Source organism: Chimaeribacter sp. YP20170169 (assembly GCF_056739715.1).
Genome location: NZ_CP176824.1, coordinates 1,830,646 through 1,856,995, shown reverse-complemented (window position 1 = coordinate 1,856,995; position 26,350 = coordinate 1,830,646). Strand labels below are relative to the sequence as shown.

23 protein-coding genes are annotated in these 26,350 nt (G+C 60.3%); 10 read left to right on the top strand and 13 right to left on the bottom strand.

Translation table 11 applies throughout. The annotated features are described in order from the left end of the window. Positions 1–2 precede the first annotated feature (2 nt). The 3 genes from ACK3SD_RS08265 to ACK3SD_RS08255 form a co-directional block, all read right to left on the bottom strand. Entirely contained in the window at positions 3–1,079 is a 1,077-nt protein-coding gene (locus ACK3SD_RS08265) for a lytic murein transglycosylase (RefSeq protein ID WP_481127420.1), read from the bottom strand. A 46-nt stretch (positions 1,080–1,125) separates the two neighbouring features. After that, positions 1,126–1,296 carry a hypothetical protein gene (locus ACK3SD_RS08260; RefSeq protein ID WP_481127419.1) on the bottom strand — a complete coding sequence of 57 codons (171 nt, stop codon included), beginning with the start codon at positions 1,294–1,296 and terminating at the stop codon, positions 1,126–1,128. Between the two features lie 135 nt (positions 1,297–1,431). Then, entirely contained in the window at positions 1,432–1,704 is a 273-nt protein-coding gene (locus ACK3SD_RS08255) for a YcgL domain-containing protein (protein ID WP_481127418.1), read from the bottom strand. A gap of 135 nt (positions 1,705–1,839) precedes the next feature. Here ACK3SD_RS08255 and minC point away from each other — a divergent pair, with 135 nt between their 5' ends. The 3 genes from minC to minE are packed head-to-tail and all read left to right on the top strand — an operon-like array spanning position 1,840 to position 3,629. Continuing rightward, positions 1,840–2,520 (top strand): septum site-determining protein MinC, encoded by a 681-nt coding sequence (minC, locus tag ACK3SD_RS08250; protein WP_481127417.1) that lies wholly within the window; start codon positions 1,840–1,842, stop codon positions 2,518–2,520. A gap of 23 nt (positions 2,521–2,543) precedes the next feature. Beyond that, complete coding sequence (minD, locus tag ACK3SD_RS08245; protein ID WP_137763091.1) at positions 2,544–3,356, top strand: septum site-determining protein MinD; 813 nt, start codon at positions 2,544–2,546, stop codon at positions 3,354–3,356. A 3-nt stretch (positions 3,357–3,359) separates the two neighbouring features. Further along, positions 3,360–3,629, top strand: coding sequence for a cell division topological specificity factor MinE (gene minE / locus ACK3SD_RS08240; protein WP_137763090.1), 270 nt, complete (start codon positions 3,360–3,362; stop codon positions 3,627–3,629). A 277-nt stretch (positions 3,630–3,906) separates the two neighbouring features. On the opposite strand, the gene rnd is transcribed toward minE, so the two are convergent. The 5 genes from rnd to yoaA all read right to left on the bottom strand — a co-directional run bounded on the left by rnd (position 3,907) and on the right by yoaA (position 10,319). Beyond that, a complete protein-coding gene (rnd, locus tag ACK3SD_RS08235; protein WP_481127416.1) occupies positions 3,907–5,028 on the bottom strand; it encodes a ribonuclease D in 1,122 nt (373 codons plus the stop codon). A gap of 78 nt (positions 5,029–5,106) precedes the next feature. Beyond that, the gene (gene fadD, locus ACK3SD_RS08230) at positions 5,107–6,795 is read right to left on the bottom strand and encodes a long-chain-fatty-acid--CoA ligase FadD (protein WP_481127415.1); all 1,689 of its coding nucleotides are present in this window, start codon (positions 6,793–6,795) and stop codon (positions 5,107–5,109) included. A gap of 182 nt (positions 6,796–6,977) precedes the next feature. Further along, positions 6,978–7,580, bottom strand: coding sequence for a Slp family lipoprotein (locus ACK3SD_RS08225; protein WP_481127414.1), 603 nt, complete (start codon positions 7,578–7,580; stop codon positions 6,978–6,980). A gap of 61 nt (positions 7,581–7,641) precedes the next feature. Beyond that, positions 7,642–8,340: a tRNA (adenosine(37)-N6)-threonylcarbamoyltransferase complex dimerization subunit type 1 TsaB gene (tsaB, locus tag ACK3SD_RS08220; RefSeq protein WP_137763087.1), complete on the bottom strand. Its 699-nt coding sequence runs from the start codon at positions 8,338–8,340 to the stop codon at positions 7,642–7,644. A gap of 65 nt (positions 8,341–8,405) precedes the next feature. Beyond that, positions 8,406–10,319, bottom strand: a complete 1,914-nt coding sequence (yoaA, locus tag ACK3SD_RS08215) for a DNA repair helicase YoaA (RefSeq protein WP_137763086.1) — start codon at positions 10,317–10,319, stop codon at positions 8,406–8,408. Positions 10,320–10,469: 150 nt separating this feature from the next. Between yoaA and ACK3SD_RS08210 the strand changes: the two genes are divergently transcribed. Beyond that, positions 10,470–10,814 (top strand): RidA family protein, encoded by a 345-nt coding sequence (locus ACK3SD_RS08210; RefSeq protein WP_137763085.1) that lies wholly within the window; start codon positions 10,470–10,472, stop codon positions 10,812–10,814. Between the two features lie 54 nt (positions 10,815–10,868). Here the strand turns inward: ACK3SD_RS08210 and ACK3SD_RS08205 are convergent, their stop codons facing one another. From ACK3SD_RS08205 to zwf, 3 genes are all read right to left on the bottom strand, one after another. Continuing rightward, positions 10,869–11,510 carry a bifunctional 4-hydroxy-2-oxoglutarate aldolase/2-dehydro-3-deoxy-phosphogluconate aldolase gene (locus ACK3SD_RS08205; protein WP_137763084.1) on the bottom strand — a complete coding sequence of 214 codons (642 nt, stop codon included), beginning with the start codon at positions 11,508–11,510 and terminating at the stop codon, positions 10,869–10,871. A gap of 149 nt (positions 11,511–11,659) precedes the next feature. Beyond that, complete coding sequence (gene pgl, locus ACK3SD_RS08200) at positions 11,660–12,355, bottom strand: 6-phosphogluconolactonase (RefSeq protein ID WP_481127413.1); 696 nt, start codon at positions 12,353–12,355, stop codon at positions 11,660–11,662. A 13-nt stretch (positions 12,356–12,368) separates the two neighbouring features. Continuing rightward, a complete protein-coding gene (gene zwf, locus ACK3SD_RS08195) occupies positions 12,369–13,844 on the bottom strand; it encodes a glucose-6-phosphate dehydrogenase (RefSeq protein ID WP_481127412.1) in 1,476 nt (491 codons plus the stop codon). A gap of 350 nt (positions 13,845–14,194) precedes the next feature. On the opposite strand from zwf, the gene ACK3SD_RS08190 reads away from it, so the two are divergent. The 6 genes from ACK3SD_RS08190 to ACK3SD_RS08165 all read left to right on the top strand — a co-directional run bounded on the left by ACK3SD_RS08190 (position 14,195) and on the right by ACK3SD_RS08165 (position 23,854). Beyond that, on the top strand, positions 14,195–15,070 hold the full coding sequence (locus tag ACK3SD_RS08190) for a MurR/RpiR family transcriptional regulator (RefSeq protein ID WP_481127411.1): 876 nt from the start codon (positions 14,195–14,197) through the stop codon (positions 15,068–15,070). 198 nt (positions 15,071–15,268) lie between these two features. Beyond that, a complete protein-coding gene (gene pyk / locus ACK3SD_RS08185) occupies positions 15,269–16,711 on the top strand; it encodes a pyruvate kinase (RefSeq protein ID WP_137763080.1) in 1,443 nt (480 codons plus the stop codon). Between the two features lie 599 nt (positions 16,712–17,310). Further along, entirely contained in the window at positions 17,311–18,849 is a 1,539-nt protein-coding gene (locus ACK3SD_RS08180; protein ID WP_481127519.1) for a pyridoxal phosphate-dependent decarboxylase family protein, read from the top strand. A gap of 4 nt (positions 18,850–18,853) precedes the next feature. Next, complete coding sequence (locus ACK3SD_RS08175) at positions 18,854–20,152, top strand: lysine N(6)-hydroxylase/L-ornithine N(5)-oxygenase family protein (RefSeq protein WP_481127410.1); 1,299 nt, start codon at positions 18,854–18,856, stop codon at positions 20,150–20,152. Next, on the top strand, positions 20,149–22,551 hold the full coding sequence (locus ACK3SD_RS08170) for a GNAT family N-acetyltransferase (protein ID WP_481127409.1): 2,403 nt from the start codon (positions 20,149–20,151) through the stop codon (positions 22,549–22,551). Before ACK3SD_RS08175 ends, ACK3SD_RS08170 begins: the two co-directional genes overlap by 4 nt. Before the next feature lie 82 nt (positions 22,552–22,633). Beyond that, entirely contained in the window at positions 22,634–23,854 is a 1,221-nt protein-coding gene (locus ACK3SD_RS08165; RefSeq protein WP_481127408.1) for an MdfA family multidrug efflux MFS transporter, read from the top strand. Between the two features lie 31 nt (positions 23,855–23,885). Here ACK3SD_RS08165 and lpxM read toward each other — a convergent pair whose 3' ends face one another. Both lpxM and mepM read right to left on the bottom strand, forming a co-directional pair. Then, positions 23,886–24,866, bottom strand: a complete 981-nt coding sequence (gene lpxM / locus ACK3SD_RS08160) for a lauroyl-Kdo(2)-lipid IV(A) myristoyltransferase (protein WP_481127407.1) — start codon at positions 24,864–24,866, stop codon at positions 23,886–23,888. Positions 24,867–25,027: 161 nt separating this feature from the next. Continuing rightward, complete coding sequence (gene mepM / locus ACK3SD_RS08155; protein ID WP_481127406.1) at positions 25,028–26,344, bottom strand: murein DD-endopeptidase MepM; 1,317 nt, start codon at positions 26,342–26,344, stop codon at positions 25,028–25,030. Positions 26,345–26,350: the final 6 nt, after the last annotated feature.

The following is a 26,350-nucleotide window of genomic DNA, read 5'->3' as shown; positions in this document are numbered from 1 at the left end:
GGTTACTGGGCCACGCCGTCCGCCATCATGCCGATGCTGAGGGCAAAATAGTAGGAGCGGTTCCAGTGCATAATGGTGCGGAAGTTATCGTAAACCATAAAGGCGCGTCCCTGAAGATCGTCTGGCGTGATAATCCAGGCACGGGTGCCGGCGGCCGGCAGCGGTTTGGCATCCGCTGGCGTCACACCCAGCGCTTGCCAGTCGCTGATTCGCTTCGCCTGATCATTCTTCAGCCCGGCCAGATCAGCGCTGAAACCGGCGGGCAACCGTACCTCCTGCCCCCAGCCCTGATTGGCTTTCCACCCTTCGGTGGCAAGGTAGTTGGCGGTGGAGGCGAACACATCAGCCCGGTTTTGCCAGATGTCGATGCGACCATCGCCGTCACCATCCGCGCCGTAGGTCAGGAACGAGGTCGGCATAAACTGTGACTGCCCCATCGCGCCAGCCCACGAGCCTTTCATTTCTGCGGCCGGGATATGCCCCTGCTGGACAATCTTCAGCGCCGCCATCAGCTCCTTGGTGAAGAAAGCCTCACGCCGCCCCTCAAAGGCCAGGGTCGCCAGCGCGGAGATGACATCCTCCTTGCCCTGGATCTTGCCGAAGCTGCTCTCCATCGCCCACAGGGCAACGATATATTGCGGCTGCACGCCATAACGTTGGCTGGCGGCATCCACTTCCGCCCGGTTCGCCTGATACTGCGTGCGGCCCTGCGCCACTTTCCAGGCTGGCAGGACGCGTTGCAGGTAGTCATCCAGCGTCACCTTCTTCTCCAGCTGATTGCGATCGGAGGCGATCACCCGGTCAACAAAGTGGATATTAACGAAGGCACTCTCCAGGGTGGCCTCGCTGATCCCCTGGGCACGCGCCTGCTGTTTCAGCTGCTCAACATAGGCCGGGAACTCCGCCGGGTCACGCCCCTGCGCCGCCAGCGTGGTTTTTGCCGGGGGTTTTAGCATCCCGCCACTGGGCGACGCCGCTGGCGCACGGTCCGGGGCGGTGGCCGACGGGGCTGCCGGTGGCTTGCTGGCACAGGCGGTCAGGGTCAGGCCAATCAATAGGGCTACCACGCTCTGTCTCATCACATACTCCTTGGGTCACGGCAGGCAGCAGGCTGCCTGCGGGGCATCACTGCGGGTCTTGGGCGTTCTGGGCCGGTGGCTCGGCGTTGAGCATGCCGCCAGAGGCGGAGGCAGCGGAAGGGGAAGGCGTGGTGTTTTCAGGCGCGGTTTTTTGCGCGGTGGTGCAAGCGGTCAGGGCCAGGGTGCCGAGCAAAATGGCCAATACGGTCTTTTTCATACGGTTTTCCTTATGGTCTAGTCCAGTGGGGGCAGAGGGGAGACGTGCATCACACTCCGCTCCCCGGCCGCCCCCATTCATGCGTCACCGTTCACATTTTCCGCAGAAATTATTCTTCAAAAGAATATTTGGCGATTATTCCGGCTTATTATCCAGATGCAGTTTCAATAATGACTCCGGAGGTGGCGGCAATTGTAAATAATAGCCCTGACTGGAGAGAGCTTCGCGTACTTTTTCAATATCGGCACCGGCCAATTTAGTGCGGGTGGCCAGATTGATGACCATCGAGAACTGCGGTTGGCCGAAGCTTTTCAACAACTCATCTGGAACGGCGGAGAAATCATCTCTTTTTTCGATGTAGAGATAAGTTTGGTCGCGTTTTGAACTTCTATAAATCATGCAAAGCATTTTTTTAACTCTTTTTAATGGATAGCGTCTCTTGCCTAGATATACCGGTAACTATAACATGCTTCACGTACATCGGAATATCGCCCCCCGGGTGCTGTTCCGGGGATTTACGTTGCTGAAACTGAGTCAGGATAGATGTCACAATCGCCCATTGAGCTAAAAGGCAGCAGTTTTACCCTGTCGGTGGTCCATTTGCACCACGCGCAGCCTGAGGTCATTCGCCAGGCATTGCAGGAGAAGGTAGAGCAGGCACCGGCATTTCTTAAAAGTGCCCCTGTTGTGATCAATGTGGCCTCGCTGAGCGGTGAGGTTAACTGGAAGGAGATACAACAGGCCGTGACGTCCGCGGGCCTGCGTGTTGTCGGCTTCAGCGGTTGCAAGGATGAGCAGCAAAAACGTGCCATCGCCCGTGCCGGGCTGCCACTGCTGAACGAGGGCAAGGGGCCGAAAGCGCCGCCCCCGCCGCCTGTACCCGACAACCTCCCGGCCAAGACGCGCATCGTCCACGCCCCTGTCCGTTCCGGGCAGCAGATTTATGCACGTAACAGTGATTTGATTGTAATCAGCAGCGTCAGCGCTGGCGCGGAGCTGATTGCCGACGGCAATATCCACGTTTATGGGATGATGCGCGGCCGTGCGCTGGCAGGTGCCAGCGGTGATGCGCAGTGCCAGATTTTCTGCACGAATCTTAGTGCTGAACTCGTGTCGATTGCCGGGCAGTACTGGCTGAGCGACCAGATCCCGCCAGAGTTTTCTGGTCAGGCGGCGCGCCTCAGTCTGATAGATAACGTGTTAACCATCAAACCTTTAAATTAAGCCCTTTCACAAGGAATCTTTTCATGGCACGCATTATTGTTGTTACATCGGGTAAAGGGGGCGTTGGCAAGACCACATCAAGCGCGGCCATTGCTACCGGTTTAGCCCAGAAAGGGAAAAAGACGGTTGTCATCGATTTTGACATCGGCTTGCGTAATCTTGATTTGATCATGGGGTGCGAGCGCCGCGTGGTCTATGACTTCGTGAATGTCATCCAGGGTGATGCCACGCTGAATCAGGCTTTGATCAAGGACAAGCGGACCGAGAGCCTGTTTATCCTGCCCGCTTCCCAGACCCGGGACAAAGACGCCCTGACCCGTGAAGGGGTGGAGAAGGTGCTGAACGATCTGGTGGCAATGGACTTCGACTTCATTCTCTGCGACTCCCCAGCAGGGATTGAGACCGGTGCGCTGATGGCGCTCTATTTCGCCGACGAGGCAATCATCACCACCAACCCAGAGGTTTCCTCGGTGCGCGACTCTGACCGCATCCTCGGTATCCTCTCCTCCAAGTCACGCCGCGCCGAGCAGAACCAGGAGCCGATTAAGGAGCACCTGCTGCTGACGCGCTACAACCCTGGCCGGGTGAACCGCGGTGACATGCTGAGCATGGAAGATGTGCTGGAGATCCTGCGCATTCCGCTCGTGGGCGTCATCCCGGAAGATCAGTCTGTGCTGCGCGCCTCCAACCAGGGCGAGCCAGTCATCCTCGATCAGGACTCCGATGCGGGCAAAGCGTATGATGACACTGTCTCACGCTTGCTGGGCGAAGAGCGCCCCTTCCGCTTTGTTGAAGAAGAGAAGAAGGGCTTCCTGAAACGCCTGTTTGGGGGATAAACCATGGCACTGTTAGACTTTTTCCTGTCCCGCAAAAAATCGACAGCCAATATAGCCAAGGAACGGCTGCAAATCATCGTCGCAGAGCGCCGCCGGGGGGATTCAGAACCCCCTTACCTGCCGGATCTGAAGCGCGATATTCTGGCGGTGATTTGTAAATATATCCAGATTGACCCGGATATGCTGCACGTTCAGTTCGAACAGAAAGGGGACGATATTTCTGTTCTCGAACTTAACGTCACCCTGCCAGAAACGGAAGAACCGCCGAAATAACGCCCCGGACTTTCCGCTCCCCCTGTGGTTAACGCAGGGGGAAAAATGGCCGTAAACATTATTGCCAACTCCGAGTACTGTACGGACATCCAGCCTATTTTATTTGCCTTGCCAAATTTCACCGCCAATAACCCTAAATCGGGATTAAGACTTATCCCAAATACGCTGGCGACAGCCAACGTTATTCTTATCTTCGCCCCCTTCCGAGTGCTGGCATCCGCATTTCTCTGCATAAATAAATAGGGCCAAAAAGGTCTTCCCCTTTTGGCCAGCTATTTTAGTAGTTCGCCAGAACCGCCATTAATTTCTCTGACAGCAATTGGCCACGCCAGCCAGCGATCAGCTCTGGGCTATTTTCACGCTGCTTTAATCCCCAATGCCAATTCAGCAACTGGTTAATCTGGCGACGTGAAGCCAGCAGTTCGTTGCTCAGCCCACTCTCCGTGCTGACAGACTGGATCACGGCTTTCAGATCCTTAAACGCCTGTTTGTAGCCCGGCTGGTCAATCAGGTTGGCGATCGGCGCGGGTAGCGCCTCCTCTGGCAGGGCGCTGCCCTCTTTCACCAGCTCCAGCAGCGTGCGGCCGTGGTAACGGATCTCTGGCCCACTCAGCCCCAGACTCTCCAGCTCGCCCAGCGAGGTTGGCTGGTAGCGCGCCACTTGCCACAGGTTCTCTTCGCGCACCACAAAGTTGACGGCCAGGTCGCGCTGGCGCGCCTGTTGCAGCCGCCAGGAGGCCAACTTTTGCAGGCAGGCCAATTGGCGGGTACGCAACTGCCAGGCGTTGCTAATCTCGCGGTAGGCCAGCTCCGGCTCTAGCACGTCACGGCGGCGGCGGCAGAGCGCCCGGCACTCGTCTAGCGCGGCCTCCATCCAACCGGCATCGATGGTCTCCTGCTCGAGGCGCAGCGCCATCGGCAGCAGGTAGAAGACGTCAGCGGCGGCATAGTCACACTGGCGGCTGCTCAGCGGGCGCGCCAGCCAGTCGGTGCGCGATTCGCTCTTGTCCAGTTCCACGCCCATGTACTCCCCCACCAGCTTAGCGAAGCCGCAGGAGAGCGGACGCCCGGTGAAGGCCGCCAGGATTTGCGTATCAATCATCGGCGTCGGCAGCACGCCAAAGGCATTGAGGAACACTTCCAGATCTTCGCTCCCGGCATGCAGGAACTTGATCACCTGTTCATCCAGCAACAGCTCACGGAAGGGTTGCCACTCGGTGATGGGCAGCGGATCGATAAGCGTCAGCCGCTCGCCGTCAAACAGCTGGATCAGGCCAAGCTGTGGATAGTAGGTGCGGGTGCGCACGAATTCTGTATCCAGGGCGATACGCGCATGGCGGCGGGCCTGGAGGCATACCTCTTCCAGCTCAGAATTGGTGGTGATCAACTGATAATTCAAAACGTCACTCTCTTACGGATAAAGGATCATACATGGCAACGCCGGCACGGGCCGGCGTTGTAAAAGGGTGGAAGCCCGTCATGCGGCGGTGGGCGGTTTCGGCTTCATGTGCTCATCCCGCAGCGCCCGGCGCAAGATCTTGCCAACGTTGGATTTTGGCAACTCCTCACGGAACTCAATAATTCTTGGCATCTTGTAGCCAGTCAGGTGGCGGCGGCAGTGGGCCAGCAGCTCCTCACGCGTCAGGGAGGCATCTTTCTTGACGATGCATGCCTTGACCGCCTCGCCGGAGGTTTCACTTGGCACGCCGATGGCCGCCGCCTCCAGCACCTTCGGATGCTGCATCAGCACGTCTTCAATTTCATTGGGATAGACATTAAATCCGGAGACCAGGATCATATCTTTTTTGCGATCGACAATCCGCAAGAACCCCTGCGCGTCCACTGTAACGATATCCCCGGTGGAGAGCCAGCCCTCTTTCAGCACCTCGGCAGTGGCCTCTGGCCGCTGCCAGTAACCGGCCATCACCTGCGGCCCGCGGATCAGCAGTTCGCCCGGCTCGCCCATGCCCACCTCCTGCCCCTGATCATCCACCAGCTTGACCTCGGTGGAGGGCACCGGCAGGCCAATGCTGCCGCTGTAGTGTTGCAGGTCATAGGGGTTGCCCGCCACCAGCGGCGCGCACTCGGTCAGGCCGTAGCCCTCCAGCAAGTGCTTGCCGGTCAGCTTCTCCCACTTGTCCGCCACCGCTTTCTGCACCGCCATGCCGCCCCCTACGGAGAGGCGCAGCGTGGAGAAGTCCAGCTCGCGGAAATCCTCGTTGTTCATCAGCGCGTTATAGAGCGTATTGACGCCGGTCAGGGCGGTGAAGGGGTACTTCGCCAGCTCCTTTACCATGCCGGGAATATCACGCGGATTGGTGATCAGCAGGTTGCGCCCGCCGCGCTCGATAAACAGTAGGCAGTTCACCGTCAGCGCGAAGATGTGGTAGAGCGGCAGCGCGGTGACCACCAGCTCATGGCCCTCCTGCAACAGCGAGCCGTAGGCGGCCTTGGTCTGCTCCAGATTGGCCTGCATGTTGCGGTGGGTCAGCATCGCCCCCTTCGCCACGCCAGTCGTGCCGCCGGTGTATTGCAGGAAAGCCAGATCCTGATTCGTGATGTCCGGTTTCACATATTGCAGGCGGCGGCCGCGTTGCAGCACGCTGCGGAAGGAGATGGCATCCGGCAGGTGATACTTGGGCACCAGCCGCTTGATGTACTTCACCACAAAGTTGACTAGCGTGCCCTTGGCAGGCGACAGCTGGTCGCCCATGCGCGTCAGGATCACATGGCGGATGGGCGTGTTGTAGACCACCTTCTCCAGCGTATGGGCGAAGTTGGAGACGATCACGATGGCGCTGGCCCCGCTGTCTTTCAGCTGGTGCTCCAGCTCGCGCGGGGTGTAGAGCGGGTTGACGTTGACCACCACCATGCCAGCGCGCAATACGCCGAACAGCGCAATCGGGTATTGCAGCAGGTTGGGCATCATCAGGGCGACGCGGTCGCCTTTCTGCAATTTTAGGTCATTTTGCAGGTAGGCGGCGAAGGCGCGACTCAGCTCCTCCAGCTTACGGAAGGTCATCACCTCCCCCATATTGATGAACGCCGGCTGGTCAGCATAGCGGAGCGCCGCATTTTCAAACATCTCAATCAATGAGCCGTGACGATCCGGGTCAATCTCGGCCGGAACATCAGCGGGATACCGTGTTAGCCAAACCTTTTCCAAGGTCATACTCCATCATTATTTGTTGTCGTGGTTGCCGATCTGACGCGTCGGTTTGACAAAATTTTAACTCAGCTTCTGGCTGAATTTCTTAAACAATGTTCAGCTTGCGAAGCGGGTCACTTTTTGCCTCAGGCTGCCGCGATGCCAAAAAATAAGGCGGCTTGCGCCGCCTCTGGGGTGCCCTACTCGGTGACTACGGTCTGCACCTGGGCCGGTTGCGGCGAGTACCAACCGCCACCGCCATAGAAGCCCGGCCCCCAGCCGGGGCCGCCCCAGCCCGGGCCCCAGCCCCACGGGCCAGTTGGGCCCGGCGGCATCACCACCTGCTGTTGCAAGCGCCAGCGCTTGTAGCTGTTGGCGTTCATCACCACAAAGGTGTAGTCCGTCTGGCCGATTTTGCCGCGTTCGCTGCCGGTGATCGGGCCGACCACCGTCACCAGCTGGCCGCGCAGGTCAACCGGGTCTACAAAGCCGTTAATGTAAGCCACCACCCGCCCGGTGGAGCGTTCGCCAAGGATGGGCCGCGCCGCCGAGTCCAGCGGTACGGCGGCAATCTCCAGCCGGGTGCGGCGGGGTTCATTGTCCATGCTCACCACCGAGCCGCCAAAGCGCGCCTCCTGGCCGACGTACAGCTGCGGGGCATTCTGTACTGCCGCCAGGTTCTGCTGCGGCGTGGGGGTGGTGCCCCTGATCTCATTAGGGACGCTGACGCAGCCCGACAGCGTCAGCGCCGTCAGGCCAAACAGCGCAACCCGCAGGGGGTGATTGATTAACAGCTTATGCATACCTACTCTCCGGAATGATTCTGACTGTTAGACCTTGTCACCGGGGTAAAGTTGCCGGGTTTCAGCGACCTGGGAGTTTTTTCCAGGTCACCTCATTGCGCAAATAGACCGGCTCGGCCTGTTCAACCGTTACGGTACGCTGCGCCTTCCAGGCTTCCAGCGCCAGCGGCAGCATATCTTCGGCGTGGGGCAGTTGCATGTCGCCATCACGCAGCGTCAACGGCGCACCGGCCACCAGATCAGGATAGCTCGTCCAGCCGGTTCCGGCTGTGGCCCACTCACCAGAAAGCGCCTGCGCTCGGGCCAGCGCCTGCTCCGGCGTTAGCACTGCCTCACTCTCGCCGCCCTGCCAGATGCCATCGGCATCACGCTGGTAGGCGCCCCAGTAGACCTCGCCCATGCGCGCGTCAATCGCGGTCAGCACGCGCGGCGCACCGGTGCGGCGGAACGCGCCCTGCGCCATGGTTTGCAGGGTGGAGACGCCAATCATCGGCAGGTCAGCGCCCAGCGCCAGCCCTTGGGCGATGCCAATGCCGATGCGCACGCCGGTAAAGCTGCCCGGCCCACGGCCAAAGGCCAGGGCATCGAGCTGGCTGAGGGTCAGGCCAGCCTCGGCCAGCACCTGCTCCACCAGCGGCAGAATGCGCTGGGTGTGCTCGCGCGGGCAGAGTTCAAAATGGGCGAGCGTTTCGCCGTGGTTCCAAAGTGCGACAGAACAGGCTTCCGTGGCGGTATCGATGGCTAAAATTCGCGTGGACATGCCAACCTCAGGCAGGAAAAGATGGGGTTTCAATTCAGGGCGCGCATCATACCACAGGGCAGCACTTAATGCTGCCCCGCTTCCCGGCGCAAAAAGGCCATTGCCTGACCGATGTCGCGGGTGCGCGGCGTCGGCGGCAGGCTGTTGAGGAACACCGCGCCATAAGGACGCATCACCAGCCGGTTGTCACAGATCACCAGCACGCCGCGATCGTCCGTATCGCGGATCAGGCGGCCCACCCCCTGCTTCAGGGTGATCACCGCCTCCGGCAGTTGCACCTCGGCGAAGGGGTCGCCGCCACGCAGACGGCAATCCTCAATCCGCGCCTTTAGCAACGGGTCATCCGGCGCGGTGAAGGGCAGCTTGTCGATGATCACCAGCGACAGCGTATCGCCGCGCACGTCCACCCCCTCCCAGAAGCTGCTGGTGCCGACCAGCAGGGCGTTGCCAGCCTCGATAAACTGCTTCAACAGCTGGCCCTTGCTGGTCTCGCCCTGTACCAGCACCGGCAGGGTCATGCTGGCGCGGAACTCCTCTGCCAGTTGGCGCAGCATCTGGTGCGAGGTGCAGAGGAAGAAGCAGCGGCCGCCGTTAGCCTCAATCAGTGGCTTCAGCATTCGCGCCAGTTGCCGCCCGCCGCCCGGCTGGTTTGGCTCCGGCAGGAAGCGCGGCACACAGAGCAGCGCCTGACGGGCATAGTCAAACGGGCTGGGCAGTAGCAGCGAATCCGCCGCCTCCAGCCCCAGCCGCGCGGTGAAGTGCGCCAGCTTCTCATCCACTGACAGGGTAGCAGAGGTGAAGATCCAGCTGCCCGGCTTCTCCTTCATCACTTCCGTGAACTTGTCAGTCACTGACAGCGGCGTCAGCGCCAGAATGAAGTGGCGCGAGGTGCACTCAAACCAGTAGCTGAAACCGGGTTGGGAGGTCTCTTTTAGCCGCTTCAGGCGCGCACGGTAAAGGGTGGCGCGCTCAAAGGCAGCATCCAGCAGCGCCGAGCGCCCCAGCGACAGCTTGACCACGTCGTAGCACAGTTCGAGGGCGTCATCGAGCAGCACCAGTGCGCGTTGCACCTGCTGGTCCTGCAACGCCTCGCGCAGGTTGCCGCGGTAGCCCGGCTCGCCCAGCGCCAGCCGGAAATCCTGGGCGCTCTGCGCCAGTCGGTCGGCGCTCTTTTGCAGCTGGGCCGAATCACGCACCTCGGTGCGATAGGCGATGGTGATGTCCTTCGCCAGATCGAGCAGCTGGCGGCTCGAGAGTTGCTGGCCGAAATATTGGCTAGCGATGTCCGGGATCTGGTGCGCCTCGTCGAAAATCATTACCTCGGCCGCCGGGATCAGCTCGCCAAAGCCGCCCTCTTTCACCACCATATCCGCCATGAACAAATGGTGGTTGACCACCACCACATCCGCATCCATCGCCCGCCGACGCGCCTTCACCACGAAGCACTCCTTGTAGAGCGGGCAGTCGCTGCCAAGGCAGTTGTCATTGGTGCTGGTGACCAGCGGCCACACCGGGCTGTCTTCCGCCACGCCCCCACAGTTGCTGATGTCACCATCCACAGTTTCGGAAGACCAGCGGCGCAGCTGCACCAGCTCCGCCAACGCGGAGTTGGCCAGCTCGCCGCCGGCCAGCGTCTGCTGCTCCAGCCGCTCAAGGCAAAGGTAGTTGGAGCGCCCCTTCAACAGCGCCAGCTTGCCGCTGTAGTCGAGCGCCTTCGCCACCGTCGGCAGGTCACGGCTGTAGAGCTGGTCTTGCAACGCCTTGGAGCCGGTGGAGATGATCACCTTGCGGCCAGCACGCAGCGCCGGGGCGAGGTAGGCGTAGGTTTTGCCGGTGCCAGTACCGGCCTCGACCACCAGCGCCTGCTGTTTCTCTATCGCATGGGCGACGGCGGCCGCCATCTGTTGCTGGGGTTCACGCGGCTTGAAGCCGTGAATATGTTGCGCCAGGGCGCCATCGGGGGCGAAATCGTCGGTCACACTGCCTCTCAGCCGGAAAAAATCAGCGCTGATTATGCCAATCCTTCCCCACGGCTACCACACCCATCTTTGCCACGGCTGTGTTACCCTGTGCCGGTGGCCGGGATTTTCCCCGGCATCCCGTTGAAAACCCAGCCAAAGGAGCTGAGCATGACCATTGAGCGCTATCTGCCGGAGCACCGGATGTCTGAAGCGGCCATCTATAATGACACCATCTACTACACCAGCGTGCCCGAGAATCTGGACGCCGATGCCGAGGCGCAGACCGCCGACGCGCTGGCGGTGATTGACCGGGTGCTGGCGGCGCTGGGATCGGACAAGAGCCGCATCCTGGACGCGACCATCTTCTTGGTGGAGAAAAGTGATTTCGACGCCATGAACCGCGCGTGGGATGCCTGGGTGGCACCGGGCCATGCGCCGGTGCGCTGCACGGTGCAGGCTGGCCTGATGAACCCGAAATATAAGGTAGAGATCAAGGTGATCGCCGCCCGCTGATTGCGGGCATAAAAAAAGCCATCCCGAGGGATGGCTTGGTTTGGCAAGGCAGGATCAGTCGCGCGCGCCAGCGACGGCTTCACGCGCCAGTTCGGTGATACGGTCGTAGTTGCCCTCGGCCAGCGCCTCGGCTGGCACCAGCCAGGAGCCACCGATGCACAGCACGCTCTTGAGCGCCAAATACTCCCGGTAGTTCTTGAGCGAGATGCCGCCGGTCGGGCAGAAACGCACCTGCGGGAAGGGGCCAGCAATCGCCTGTAACGCTTTCACGCCGCCATTGGCCTCGGCCGGGAAAAACTTGAACTCGCGCAGACCGTAGTCCATGCCCAGCATCAGCTCCGACACGGTGCTGATGCCAGGGATCAATGGCACTGGCCCTTGGGTGGCCGCCTTGAGCAGCGGCTCCGTCAGGCCGGGGCTGATGACAAACTGCGCCCCGGCGGCAATCACTTCATCCAACTGCTGCGGGTTGATCACCGTACCGGCCCCAATGATTGCCTCTGGCACCTCTTTGGCAATCGCCCGGATCGCCTCCAGCGCGCACTCGGTGCGTAGCGTCACCTCCAGCACCTTGACCCCGCCGGCCACTAGCGCTTTCGCCAGTGGCACCGCGTGGCGCAGTTCGTTGATGACAATCACCGGGACGACCGGGCCTGTGGTGAGGATCTGTTCCGCGCTAACTTTCCAGTTGTTCATCCGTTTCACTCCATCTATGCCGTACTGGCATGGTTAAGATAGGGCGCGCCCCTGCCACAGGGACCTGTCAGCGAAGTGACAGGTATCCGACCGCACCTTGTGCCATACAAAACGTCTCCTGCCGACTGGCTGTGCCAGTCATGCCGGGGTCAGACTGTCCAGCAGACATCCACCGGCGTGTGTTGTTGGTTCAGGATCGCCCGAACCGGCATCTCGTTGACATCATTGCCCTGCGCGGCGCGCTCATACAGTTCGCGCTTGGCCTCGCCAACCAGATGCAGATAAATATGCCGGCTGTTGAGCAGCGCCGGCAGGCTGAGCGTGATGCGCGCCAGCGGCGCGGTCACGGGGGTCATGGCGAAGCAGAGCTGGCCGGCGTCCAGCGACAGCGCCGCTGGCAAATTGGCGGCGCCAGGGAACAGCGAGGCGGTATGCCCGTCCGCGCCCATGCCCAGCATCACCACATCCGCCGGCCAGGGGAAGAGCGCCAGCGCCGCCTCACTGGCCACCACCCCCTCTTCCGGGGTGGCCGCGCCATTTTTCAGGCCGATGAAGGTGGCGGCCGCAGCTGGCCCCACCAGCAGCGCCCGGCGCACCAGACGCTCATTGCTGAGCGCATCCTCCGGGGCCACCCAACGCTCATCCGCCAGCGTGATCACCACCTTTTCCCACGCCAGCGGCTGTTGGGCGAGCAGCGCGAAAAAGCCCTCGGGCGTGCGCCCGCCGGAGACCACCAGACTGGCACGGCCCCTCGCCTCGATCCCCTGACGCAGGCTGTCTGCCACCTTGCGCGCCAGACTCTGGTTCAGCGTCTGCGCGCTGGGAAACTCGGCGAAGTGTGCCATGCCCTGCCCCCTGTTACTCAAACTCGTTCCAGGAACGGCCATCGCGGGTGATCATCGCCACCGATGCGACTGGCCCCCAGGTGCCGGACTGGTAAGGCTTCGGTGCCTCGTTGTCCGCCGACCAGGCGTTCATGATGGAGTCAACCCACTTCCACGCCTCTTCCACCTCATCACGGCGCACGAACAGTGCCTGAATGCCGCGCATCGCTTCCAGCAGCAGGCGCTCATAGGCATCGGCGATGTGCTGCTGGTGGAAGGTTTCGGAGAAGCTCAGGTCAAGCTTGGTGGTTTGCAGGCGGTGCTTGTGCTCCAGCCCCGGCACCTTGTTCAGCACCTGGATGTCGATCCCTTCATCAGGCTGCAGGCGGATGGTCAGCTTGTTCTGCGGCAGTTGCTGGTAGGAGTCACGGAACAGGTTGAGCGCTGGGTTCTTGAAGTAGACCACCACTTCGGAGCACTTGGTCGGCAGGCGTTTGCCGGTACGCAGGTAGAACGGCACGCCGGCCCAGCGCCAGTTGTCGATGTCCACACGGATGGAGACAAAGGTCTCGGTATTGCTGGACTTGTTGGCGCCCTCCTCTTCGAGGTAGCCCGGCACCTTTTTGCCCTGCACGAAACCAGCGGTGTACTGGCCGCGCACCGTGGTTTCACGCACGTTGCTCTGGTCAATGCGGCGCAGGGAGCGCAGCACTTTCACCTTCTCATCACGGATGCGGTCAGTGGTCAGGTCAGCCGGCGGCGACATGGCGATCATGGTCAGGATCTGCAACAGGTGGTTCTGGATCATGTCGCGCATCTGGCCAGCTTTGTCGAAGTAACCCCAGCGGCCCTCGATGCCCACCTCTTCCGCCACGGTGATCTGCACGTGGTCGATGGTGCGGTTATCCCAGTTATGGGCAAACAGTGAGTTGGCGAAACGCAGCGCCAGCAGGTTCAGTACGGTCTCTTTGCCAAGGTAGTGGTCGATACGGTAGACCTGGGATTCGTTGAAGTACTCGGCCACCTGGTCGTTGATGACGCGGGAGGACTCCAGGTCGGTGCCCAGCGGTTTCTCCATGACCACGCGCGCCGGGTCCTGGTTCAGGCCCGCTTCGCCAAGGCCGCGGCAGATGGCGCCAAAGGTGTTCGGCGGCATCGCGAAATAGTTGATGGTGACGCGGTTTTCCTGGTCAAGCATCTTGCCAAGGTTGGCGAAGTGCTCTTTGTCATTGACATCCAGGTTGCAGAAATCCAGACGGGCGCTGAGGGTTTCCCACAGCTGGTCGTCCAGCTTCTCTTTCATGAAGGTTGTCAGCGCCTCTTTCACCACTTTGGTGTAGGCCGCTTTGTCCCAATCCGCACGGCCAACGCCGATGATTTTGGTCTCCGGATGAATATGGCCGGCTTTCTCGAGCTGGTATAGGGAGGGCAGCAATTTGCGGCGCGCCAAATCGCCTTTCGCGCCGAAAATAACCAGGTCACAGGCCTGGGCTGTAGAGGTTACCGCCATGTTCTTCTCCTCATTGCAGGATATTTGTAATTTTCTTACATGAATAATGTACTCTGTTTGGCCGCAACCCGTAAACCCGGATCTAAGGCCTTAATAAACGTCCAAAAATTACACCTTGGCTGGGTGTGGAAAAAGAGTAAGCAACCCTGCCCGCCTATCATGTAATTTTCTGACGTTTTTGACACCCTTTTACCAATATGAAAGTTAGACACAGTTCAAATTCTGGTGAAAAAAGAGGGGATTATCTCGTCCCGCCGGTGCCAACGCCTTTCAGCTCGTAGTATATTTTCATTAAACCGGCATTGATTTCTCCTTTGGTTGAAATCGACAAAACCATGGACTGTTAAACAATGAATACGCTGGAAACTATCCAGACCCACCTGGATCGCCTGAGTAAGTCAGAGCGCAAGGTGGCTGAGGTCATCCTCGCCTCCCCGCAGACTGCCATTCACTCCAGCATCGCCACCCTGGCCCGACTGGCGGAGGTCAGTGAGCCTACCGTCAACCGTTTCTGCCGCCGGCTGAACACCAAGGGCTTCCCGGATTTTAAGCTGCACCTCGCACAAAGTCTGGCCAATGGTACGCCATACGTAAACCGCAATGTGGAAGAGGCGGACAGCGTGGACGCCTACACCGATAAAATTTTTGAGTCGGTGATGGCCATCCTCGACCATGTCAAAACCACGCTGGACATCGCCGCCATCAACCGGGCGGTCGACCTGCTGACCCAGGCTAAGAAGATCTCCTTCTTCGGGCTGGGCGCGTCAGCGGCGGTCGCCCATGACGCGATGAACAAATTTTTCCGCTTCAACATCCCGGTGGTTTACTTCGATGACATCGTGATGCAGCGCATGAGCTGCATGAACTCCAGCGAGGGGGATGTGGTAGTGCTGATCTCCCATACCGGGCGCACCAAAAGTCTGGTCGAGCTGGCGCAACTGGCGCGCGAGAACGACGCCACCGTGATTGCCCTCACCTCCCGTGACACGCCGCTGGCGCGCGAGGCGACCCTGCCGCTGCTGCTGGATGTGCCAGAGGATACCGATGTCTATATGCCGATGGTGTCGCGCATCGCGCAGCTGACGCTGATTGACGTGCTGGCCACAGGCTTCACCCTGCGGCGCGGCGCACGCTTTCGCGACAACCTCAAGCGGGTCAAGGAAGCGTTGAAGGAGTCCCGCTACGATAAGGATGCCCTCTCCCCGCGCGAGCCCGGCAGCGAATGAATCATGCGCACAAAAGATGCGGAAAACGTTGTCCCCCCTCTCGATAATGGATCGGGAAAGGCATACCCTGCTAACAGTAGCGGGCAAGGATGTTTCACGCAGATGAAACAGTTTTGTCGTAAAATTACAGCCACAGCATTGTTTGGTTATCCTTAAATCTGGGGAAACCCCATGCTTTACCAGTGAACGGAGTTATACATGTCCAGACGGCTCAGAAGAACCAAGATTGTCACCACGCTGGGGCCGGCTACCGACCGCGACAATAACCTGGAAAAAATTATTGCCGCAGGCGCGAACGTAGTCCGCCTCAATTTCTCCCACGGTACCCCGGAAGACCAGCAGCTGCGCGCCAACAAGGTACGCGAGATCGCTGCCCGATTGGGCCGCCATGTCGCCATCCTCGGGGATCTACAGGGGCCGAAGATCCGCGTCTCCACCTTCCGCGAAGGCAAAGTGTTCCTCAACGTCGGCGACCGCTTCCTGCTGGATGCCAATCTGGCGAAGGGCGAAGGCGACAAAGAGCGCGTCGGCATTGACTACAAGGGGCTGCCGGGCGATGTGGTGCCGGGTGATATTCTGCTGCTGGACGATGGCCGGGTGCAGCTGAAGGTGCTGGAAGTCCAGGGGATGAAGGTGTTCACCGAGGTGACCGTCGGCGGCCCGCTCTCCAACAACAAGGGCATCAACAAGCTGGGCGGCGGCCTGTCGGCTGAGGCGCTGACCGAGAAGGACAAGGCGGACATCGTTACCGCCGCCAAGATTGGCGTCGACTATCTCGCCATCTCCTTCCCGCGCACCGGTGAAGACTTGAACTATGCCCGCCGTCTGGCGCGTGACGCTGGCTGCCATGCCAAAATTGTTTCCAAGGTGGAGCGCGCCGAGGCGGTCTCCTCTGACGCCGCGATGGATGACATCATCCTCGCTTCCGACGTAGTGATGGTGGCGCGTGGCGATCTGGGCGTTGAGATTGGCGACCCAGAGCTGGTGGGCATCCAGAAGAAGCTGATCCGCCGCGCCCGCACCCTCAACCGCGCCGTGATCACCGCCACCCAGATGATGGAGTCGATGATCACCAACCCGATGCCGACCCGCGCCGAAGTGATGGACGTCGCCAACGCCGTGCTGGACGGCACTGACGCGGTGATGCTCTCTGCCGAGACCGCCGCTGGCCAGTACCCGGCCGAGACGGTGGCGGCGATGGCGCGTGTCTGTCTGGGCGCGGAGAAGATTCCGAGCATCAATGTCTCCAAGCACCGGCTGGACGTGCAGTTTGAGAACATTGAGGAGGCGATTGCCATGTCCTCAATGTATGCCGCCAACCACTTGAAGGGTGTCACCGCCATCATCGCGATGACGGAATCGGGCCGCACCGCGCTGATGATGTCGCGCATCAGCTCTGGCCTGCCGATCTTCGCCATGTCCCGCCATGAGCATACGCTCAACCTGACGGCGCTCTACCGTGGCGTGACGCCGGTCTACTTTGACAGCAACAATGATGGCGTGGCCGCCGCGCATGACGCCGTCAACCTGCTGCGAGACAAAGGCTACCTGCTCTCCGGCGATCTGGTGATTGTCACTCAGGGCGATGTGATGAGCACGACCGGCACCACCAATACCAGCCGCGTATTACGCGTCGAGTAACCGGTTTACCTTCTTACCAGCCGGCCTTCTTGGCCGGCTTTTTATTTCCGCCTTCTCTTCTCTGTTCAAAATATATTTTAAAATATCCCCTCTAATAAAGCAGGGAATTACCCCTATCCGACTTTGCCGATTAATAAACGCCTTTCCTTGGCCATCAACCAAATAAGAAACAACATTGAGAAAATTTGCTTGCACTTCCTCTAGGAAAATTGCGGATCTTTCTTATTTTCAATTACATTTGTTAATATTTATCCCGCTGAAAATCGTGACCTTCATCACACTTTTGGCCGCCTCTCCTCTTTTCCCTCACATTTTCGTATTGATAACTTGAATGATAATGATTTGCATTTATAATGCTCGGCAAGGTTAAACCTGCGCTTACCTTTTGACTTGTAAGGATTTCACTTTATACGAAAATTTTGAATTCATCTGCTGCTCGATTTTCTGCCCTGCCCTCTGACTGACAGACGCCCTTCGCGGGCGCCGGACGCGGCACGCCAGAACGATTACCACTTTGCTATTCATCTCTTATCCAGGGGAAGGCCAGCGCACGCGCCTGCCTCACCGGGAAATAAAGACAGGGTCATATTATGTATGAAATGAAACACGCTCACGCCAGTGTTGAGAGCCAGGAAAATAACCGGACGGCCGCCTCGTTTATATTTAACCAGGATAGCTCCGCTGAATGGCAACAACAAATTACCCAAGCGTTGTCACTGGTCAAAGACCATATTGATGGCACGGAAAAACCCTTCAGTGGAATATTGCCCAATGAACTGGTCAGCGCCTTTAATCAGGTGGATCTGCACCAGCCATTGGGTGACACCGCGGCGGCACTGCGCGAGCTGGAGCAGCTCTACCTGCGTGACGCGGTCTACTTCCATCACCCCAAGTATGTGGCACACCTCAACTGCCCGCTGGTCCTGCCAGCCCTGCTGGGTGAGACCATCCTCTCCAGCATCAACTCCTCCGTGGATACCTGGGACCAGAGCGCTGGCGGTACGCTGATTGAGCAGAAGGTGATTGACTGGACGCTTGACCAAATGGGCCTTGGCCCGCAGGCGGATGGCATCTTTACCAGCGGCGGTACCCAGTCCAACCTGATGGCAATGCTGCTGGCGCGCGACAGCCACTGCAAACGCACCCACCCTGAGCACAGCATCAAATATCAGGGCCTGCCGGCCGATGCTGGCCGCTGGCGCATCTTCAGCTCCGGTGTCAGCCACTTCAGCATCCAGAAGTCAGCCGCGCTGCTGGGGCTAGGCTACAACGCCGTAGTACCGGTGGCGAGCGACAACGCCTTCCGCATGGATCCGCAGGCGCTGGCACAGGCCATCGAGGCGTGTCTGGCCGAGGGCAACATTCCGCTGGCGGTGGTTGCCACCGCCGGCACCACTGACTTCGGCAGCATCGACCCGCTGAACGCCATTGCCGAGGTGTGCCAGCGCCACCGCGTCTGGATGCATGTGGACGCCGCCTACGGCTGCGGGCTGCTGGTCTCCCAGCGCTTTGCCCAGCGCATTGATGGCATCCGCCACGCTGATTCGGTGACCGTCGATTACCACAAATCCTTCTTCCAGCCGGTGAGCTGTGGCGCATTCTTTGTGCGTGACCACCAGCATCTGGAGCATGTCACCTGCCATGCCGACTACCTCAACCCGCTGAGCGCCAAGCTGGAGGGTACGCCCAATCTGGTCAACAAAAGCATCCAGACCACCAAGCGCTTCGATGCCCTGAAGATGTGGCTGACGCTGCGCATCATGGGTGAGAAAAAGCTGGGCGAAGCCTTCGACCAGTTGCTCGACCTGACGGCCGAGGTGCACCAGAAGCTGGCGGCCCACCCGCACATTGACGTGCTGCACCAGCCAGAGCTGAGCACCCAGGTGTTCCGTTTTGTGCCGCGTCAGTCGCTGCCAGCGGAGGTCATCGACCAGATCAATGCCGACATCCGCAAGGCGATCTTCCGCGCCGGCAATGCGGTGGTGGCTGGCACCAAGGTACAGCAGCGCCAGTATTTGAAGTTCACCCTGCTCAACCCGACCACCACCCTGGCGGACGTTGAGGAGGTGATTGATCTGGTGGTGCACTACGGCAAGGAACTGACCGCCAATACCCTATCCAAGATGATGAGCGAGTGATCCCATGTCCAAGCACATTCATGACTTTATCGCCATCGGCATCGGCCCCTTCAACCTCGGGCTGGCCTGCCTGACCGCGCCGATCGCAGAACTTGATGGCCTGTTCGTTGACCAGAACCCCGGCTTCGACTGGCACACCGGCATGTTGCTGGAGAACGCCACGCTCCAGACGCCCTTTATGGCCGATCTGGTGACGCTGGCCGACCCCACCAGCCCCTACAGCTTCCTTAACTACCTGAAGCAGCAGGGCAAACTCTACTCCTTCTACATCCGTGAAAACTTCTTCATGATGCGCAAGGAGTTCAACCAGTACTGCCAGTGGGCCTGCGCGCAACTGCCGAACCTGCGCTTCAACACCCGCGTCGAGCACGTCAGTCATGATGAGGCGCTTGGTTGCTACTGCGTGCGCACCCGCGACACCCGCAGCGGCGAGGTCTCTGAATTGCTGGCGCGCCGGCTGGTGCTGGGCACCGGGCCATCCGCCTGGCTGCCGCCCTGCGCCAAGCCGCTGGCGGACAAACTGCACCACTCCAGCGCCTACCTGCCAAACAAAGAGGCGATGCAGCAGAGTCGCTCCATCACCGTGCTGGGCAGCGGCCAGAGCGCGGCGGAGATCTTCTATGACCTGCTGGGCGAGATTGACCAGCATGGCTACCAGCTCAACTGGATCACCCGTGCACCGCGCTTCTACCCGCTGGAGTACAGCAAACTGACGCTGGAGATGACCTCGCCGGAGTACATCGACTACTTCCATGCCCTGCCGATGGCGAAGCGCGACCAGCTCAACCGCGAACAGAAAGGGCTGTACAAAGGCATTAATAGCAGCCTGATCAATGACATCTATGACCTGATGTACACCAAGCGCCTGAATGGCCCGCTGGATGTCAACCTCTATACCCATGCCGAGCTGACCGGCCTCCAGTGGCGCAGCAGTGGCGAGCTGGAACTGGAGCTGATGCAGCAGGAGCAGCAGGTAAGCTACCGCCACCGCACCGAGTCGCTGATTCTGGCGACCGGCTACGCCTATCGCCAGCCTGACTTCCTCGAGGGGATTACGGCGCGCATCCAGCGTGATGAGAAGGGGCGCTTTGCCGTCAACCGCAATTACAGCATTGACGACCGCAATGAGATCTTCGTCCAGAACGCCGAGCTGCACACCCACGGCTTTGTCACGCCGGATCTGGGCATGGCCTGCTATCGCAATAGCACGCTGATCCGCGAGATGCTGGGCCGCGAGGTCTATCCGGTGGAACAGCGCATCGCGTTCCAGACCTTCTGCACCCACAAAATCGGAGGCCAATGATGGAGACGCTGTTCAACTGCCACCGCCCGGCCGGCGAGTTCCGCCTGCGGCCGCTGCGCCTGCCAGAGGATGCCGCCATTCTGCACGGCTGGATGACGCAGGCGTATGCCAGCTTCTGGGGAATGCTCGACAGCACGCAGGCGCAGGTCGAGACTTTCTACCGTGAATTGACGCAGCGCGATCCGCACGCCGCCCTGATGGGTGAGGTCAATGGCGAACCGGCATTCCTGATGGAGTTCTACCACGCCAGTGAGGATGAGATTGGCCGCTACTACCCGGCACAACCGGATGATTACGGTATGCACCTGCTGCTGGCACCCGCCGACGCCCCGCTGCCGGGCTTTAGCTGGCAGGTGTTCACCACCGTGATGGACTACATCTTTAGCCTGCCGCAGGTGGCACGGGTGGTGGTGGAGCCGGATGTGCGCAATGAGAAGATCCACCGCCTCAACCGGCGCGCCGGCTTTGTCTACCAGCATACCGTGACACTGCCGCACAAAACCGCCTGGCTGGCCTTCTGCCGCCGGGAAGATTACCCCGGCTACCGCGACCCGGCGGCCGTGACCACTGAACCCCAGGAGTACCCGATGACCGATTCCGTTGCCCGCACTGCGGCCTATCAGGCTGGCGAACACCTGCACGCGCCGCACTGGGCGCAGGCCAATGCGCTGCTGCTGCGCAAGGCGCTGGCGGAGTTTTCCCACGAGCGGCTGATTGCGCCAGAATTAATGGTGGAGAAACATGGCTGGGGCCACTACCGCCTGCCGGTGCCCGGCTCCGAGGTGGAGTACCGTTTCCGCGCGAAGATCCTCTCACTCAACGACTGGCTGATTGACCTGCCCTCCCTGAGCCGGCTGGAGAACCTGTCGCCGCGCCCGCTGGACGCGCTGCAATTCATCATTGAGTTCAGTGAGCAGCTTGGCATCACCCAGGCCCTGCTGCCGACCTACATGGAGGAGATCACCAGCACCCTGGCGGGCAGCGCCTTCAAGATGACGCGCAACGCCCCGGATGCCGCCGCGCTGACGCAGGCGGATTTCCAGACCGTTGAAACCACCATGAGCGAAGGGCACCCCTGCTTTATCGCCAACAACGGCCGCATTGGTTTTGATGCCAATGACTACCTGCACTACGCGCCGGAGGCCGCCTCGCCAGTGGCGCTGATCTGGGTAGCGGTGCATGACAGCAAGGCCACGTTCGCCAGCCTCAGCGGCCTCAGCTACTCACAGCTGATGCGCGAGGAGCTGGGCGATGAGCAGATCGCGGCCTTCACCGCGCAACTGCGCGAGCACGGCGTTGACCCGGCGCGCTACTTCTTTATGCCGGTTCACCCTTGGCAATGGCACAACAAACTGCTGACGGTCTTCGCGCCGGACATCGCCAACCGCCACCTAATCTCTCTGGGGCGTGGCGAAGATCACTATCTGGCGCAACAGTCGATCCGCACTTTCTTTAACGTCTCCCAGCCGCAGAAGCGCTACGTCAAAACCGCGCTGTCGATTCTCAATATGGGCTTTATGCGTGGCCTGTCGCCCTACTACATGGCGACCACGCCGGGCATCAACGAGTGGCTGGCGGAACTGGTGCAGCAGGACAGCTACCTGCAAGGTTGCGGGTTTGGCATCCTGCGCGAGGTGGCCTCCATCGGCTATCGCAACAGCTATTTTGAGTCGGCCATCAGCGCGGACAGCCCATATAAAAAGATGTTCGCCGCCCTGTGGCGTGACAACCCGGCGGCCAACCTGCCCGCCAACCGCCGCCTGATGACCATGGCCGCGCTGCTGCACGTGGATGACGCTGGCCACGGCGTGCTGCCAGCGATGATTGCCGACTCCGGCCTGAGCGCCGAGGCGTGGCTGGCGCGCTACCTCCAGTGCTACCTCGCACCGCTGGTGCACTGTTTCTACACCTACGATCTGGTGTTTATGCCGCACGGCGAGAACCTGATCCTGGAGTTTGAGGGGAACGTGCCGGTTCGGGCCTGGATGAAGGACATTGCCGAGGAGATCGCGGTGATGAACCCGGATGCCGACCTGCCGGAGAAGGCGCGCCGCGTGGCGGTAACAGTGCCAGAGCCGTTGAAACTGCTGTCAATTTTCACCGATGTGTTTGACTGCTTCTTCCGCTTTATGGCGCGCATCCTGCATCAGGAGATGCACCTGAGCGAAGATCGCTTCTGGAAGGTGGTGGCGGACACCATCAGCGACTACCAAGCCACGCACCCGGCGCTGGAGGCCAAGTTCGCCCGCTACGATCTGTTCTGTGAGGAGTTTGACCACTCCTGCCTGAACCGCCTGCAATTGGCGAACAACAAGCAGATGATCAACCTGGCCGACCCGGCGCAGAACCTGAAATTTGCCGGTACGCTGAAGAACCCGATTGCGGCCTTCCGCCCCTGATCGGTACGTTGTCTGTCCATGATGGCGCGGCCCCTGGCCGCGCTTTTTCTGTTTTGGCCTCTTTTGAAGGGACGCTGGATCCATGAGTACCTCCTATACGCCGGCTGCGGCCATGACGCGCCGCCACTGGCTATTTCCCCTTTCGCTGGTGCTGTTTGAGTTCGCCACCTATATCGCCCACGACATGATCCAGCCCGGCATGTTGCAGGTGGTCAAGGATTTTGGCGTCGGCAGCGACTGGGTCTCCACCTCGCTCACCGCCTACCTGCTGGGCGGCATGACGTTGCAGTGGCTGCTTGGCCCACTCTCCGACCAGCTTGGCCGCCGGCCAGTGATGCTGGCGGGCGTGGCGTTGTTTGTCACCACCTGTCTGCTGACGCTGTGGGTGCAGAGCATCGAGCAGTTTATCTTGATGCGTTTTTTGCAGGGCATCAGCCTCTGCTTTATCGGTGCCGTGGGCTACGCCACCATTCAGGAGGCCTTTGCTGAGACGCTGAGCCTGAAGATGATGGCTCTGATGGCTAATATCGCCCTGATCGCCCCGCTGCTGGGGCCGGTGGCGGGTGCGGCCTTTATCCACCTTGCGCCGTGGAAGTCGATGTTTGGGCTGTTTGCGCTGCTGGCGGCATTGGCGCTGTGGGGACTGTGGCGGGCGATGCCAGAGACGGCGGGCAACCGCGGCCAGCGCTTTTCGTCGGCGCGCCTGCTCACTGACTACCGGCACGTGCTGGGCAACCGCCGGACGCTGTGCGGCTCGCTGGCCATCGGTTTCTCCGCCCTGCCTCTGCTGGCATGGGTGGCGCAATCACCGGTAATTTTGATGCAGGATGGCGGCATAACGCCCTGGCAGTATGGGCTGGCGCAGGTGCCCATTTTTGTGTCGCTGATCATTGGCAACCTGCTGCTGGGCAAAATTAGCGGCCGGGTAAGCATTGAGCGGCCGCTGTGGCTGGGTGTCTGGCCAATCATTGGCGGGCTGGCGCTGGCTGCGGCGGCGGCCGTGATCGATCCGCACCAGTGGCTGTTCAGCGTGGCGGGATTGAGCCTCTACGCCTTCGGCACGGGTCTAATCAACGCCGGGCTGTATCGCCTGACGCTGTTCAGCAGCCCAGTGGGCAAAGGCACGGTGGCGGCGGCGGTGGGAATGATCACCATTGCGCTCTACGCTGGCGGCATTGAATTGGCCAAGCAGCTCTACCTGCATGGCGGCAATGGGGCGTTCTCGCTCTACAATGCGCTGGCGGGTGTGCTGTGGCTGGGGCTGATGCGGTGGTTTTTAAAGACGCGCCCGGTAAGCGTATAAAAAAACGCCCGGCGTATGGCCGGGCGTCATGTTAACTCTTCTTGCGCGGATAGAGCTCATCACGGCTGTAGGGCTCTTTCTCCCCCGGCTTGCGGGTTTTCAGCAGCTTCAAAATCCAGGTGTACTGTTCCGGGTTCGGACGCACCAGATTCTCCACCTCTTCATTCATCCGGCGGGCGATACGCGGATCGTCGGCAGTCGCCAGATCGTCCATCGGCGGGCGGACATAGATGTCCAACCGGCTCTCGTTACCGTTATAGACCGGAAACAGTGGCACGATCGAAGCCCGGCACACCTTCATCAACCGTCCCACTGCTGGCAGCGTCGCCTTGTAGGTGGCGAAGAAGTCGACGAACTCGCTGTGCTCCGCGCCGTGATCCTGATCCGGCAGGTAGTACCCCCAGTAGCCCTGACGTACCGAGCTGATGAAAGGTTTGATGCCGTCATTGCGCGCATGCATCCGGCCACCGAAACGGCGGCGCACGGTGTTCCACAAATAGTCCACCAGCGCATTGCTCTGGTTGTGGAACATGGCGGCCATTGGCTGACCATCGGCGGCCATCAGCATCGCCGGGATGTCCACTGCCCAACCGTGGGGCACCAGGAAGATGATGTTTTTCCCCTCGGCGCGCAGGTTGTCAATCACCTCCTGCCCATGCCAGCGCACCCGCTGCTGCACCTTCTCCGGCGCGCGGCAGGCCAGTTCCGCCATCAAAATCATCGATTGCGGCGCGGTGGCGAACATCTGGTCAATGATCGACTCACGGGCCTCTTCAGTCAGTTCTGGCATGCAGTAGAGCAGGTTGATGCGGGCGCGGCGGCGGGCACTGCCTGCATATTTGCCCACCAGCTTGCCCAGGCTCCCCAGAAAAGGGTCGCGGATCCAGGTTGGCACATAACCCATTCCCGCCATGACACCAGCCCCCAGCCAGACGCCCCAGTAGCGCGGATGGTAAAAGGCCTTTTGGAATTGCGGGATAAACTCTACGTTCGATCTATTCTCTGTTTGCATGCGAAAACTCAATGTCTTTTCAGTCGGCTAATGATAATTGCGAAGCAGAATTTTGCAATGCACCAGAGCTAAACGGAAAAGCGCCTGCCCGGCCCGCAATACGCCGGCCAGCAAAATGAAAAAGTGAAAGCCGCGGATGAAATCACCCGCGGCAAATAAAATTAATCCAGCTGCAACTGCGGGATCACCTCTTTGACCGTCGCCAGATAGTCGCTGCGATCCTTGCCGCTCAGCCCTTCCGAACGTGGCAGTTTGGCGTACAGCGGGTTGACGGCCTGCTGGTTAATCCAGATCTCATAGTGCAGGTGCGGGCCGGTGGAGCGGCCGGTGTTGCCTGAAAGCGCGATGCGGTCACCGCGTTTCACTTTCTGGCCCGGTTTCACCAGAATTTTACGCAGGTGCATGTAGCGGGTCATGTACTGGCGGCCGTGGCGAATGGCAACGTAGTTACCGGCGCCGCCGCTGCGTTTCGCGACCACCACTTCGCCGTCGCCTACGGCCAGCACCGGTGTGCCGACCGGCATGGCGAAGTCAACGCCCTTGTGCGGCGCGATGCGCCCGGTCACCGGGTTAACGCGGCGCGGGTTAAAGTTGGAGGAGACGCGGAACTGCTTGATGGTCGGGAAGCGCATAAAGCCGCGCGCCAGCCCGGAGCCTTGCTGGTCGTAGAATTTGCCATCTTCGGCGCGGATGGCGTAGTAATCCTTGTCGCCGCTGCGCATCCGCACGCCCAGCAGCTGGCTCTGCTCGCTCTGCCCCTCCAGACGCTCACGGGACATCAGCACCGAGAATTGGTCGCCCTTGCGCAGCTTTTTGAAGTCAAGCTGCCACTGGAGCGCCTTAACCACCGAGCTGACCTCACCGCTGCTCAGGCCCGCAGCACGGGCGCTGCCGACGAAGCTGCCGTCAAGGCGACCGGTAATCACGCTGTTTTTCCACTCGCCCTCTTGGGTCTGCATCGACATCTTGAAACCGGTGGGGGTGCGGTCATAGGTGCGGGTTTCACGGCGCGACATTTCCCACGTCAGGCGTTGCAGGTCACCGCCATCAGTGAGCGTCCAGGAGAGTTGCTGGCCGACCTTGAGGTTGCGCAACTCGCTGTTCTGTTGCGCCAGGGTCGAGATGTCTGCCATCTCAATGCCATACTGGGTAAGGATACTACTGAGGGTGTCGCCGGTGGAGACGACGTACTCATGCACGCCCTGCTCACCTTCGACTTTTTCATCGATTTCATCTTGCGGAATGTCATCTTCCGGTGCCGGCTGGTCTATCGGCTCACTGGCCTCCGGCAACAGGGAGCGGAGCTGCTCGGCATCCAGCTCGACGTTGCGCACGATGGGGTTCTGTTCGGGGTGGTAAACAAAAGGCCGCCAGACAGCGACGGCCAGGGTTACCACGGTCAGCGATCCCAGCATCACACGGTGGGGTCGCGGTAAGTTGTTGTATGCCAAGGCAATAGCGCGGGCTAGTTGCTGCACGTGATG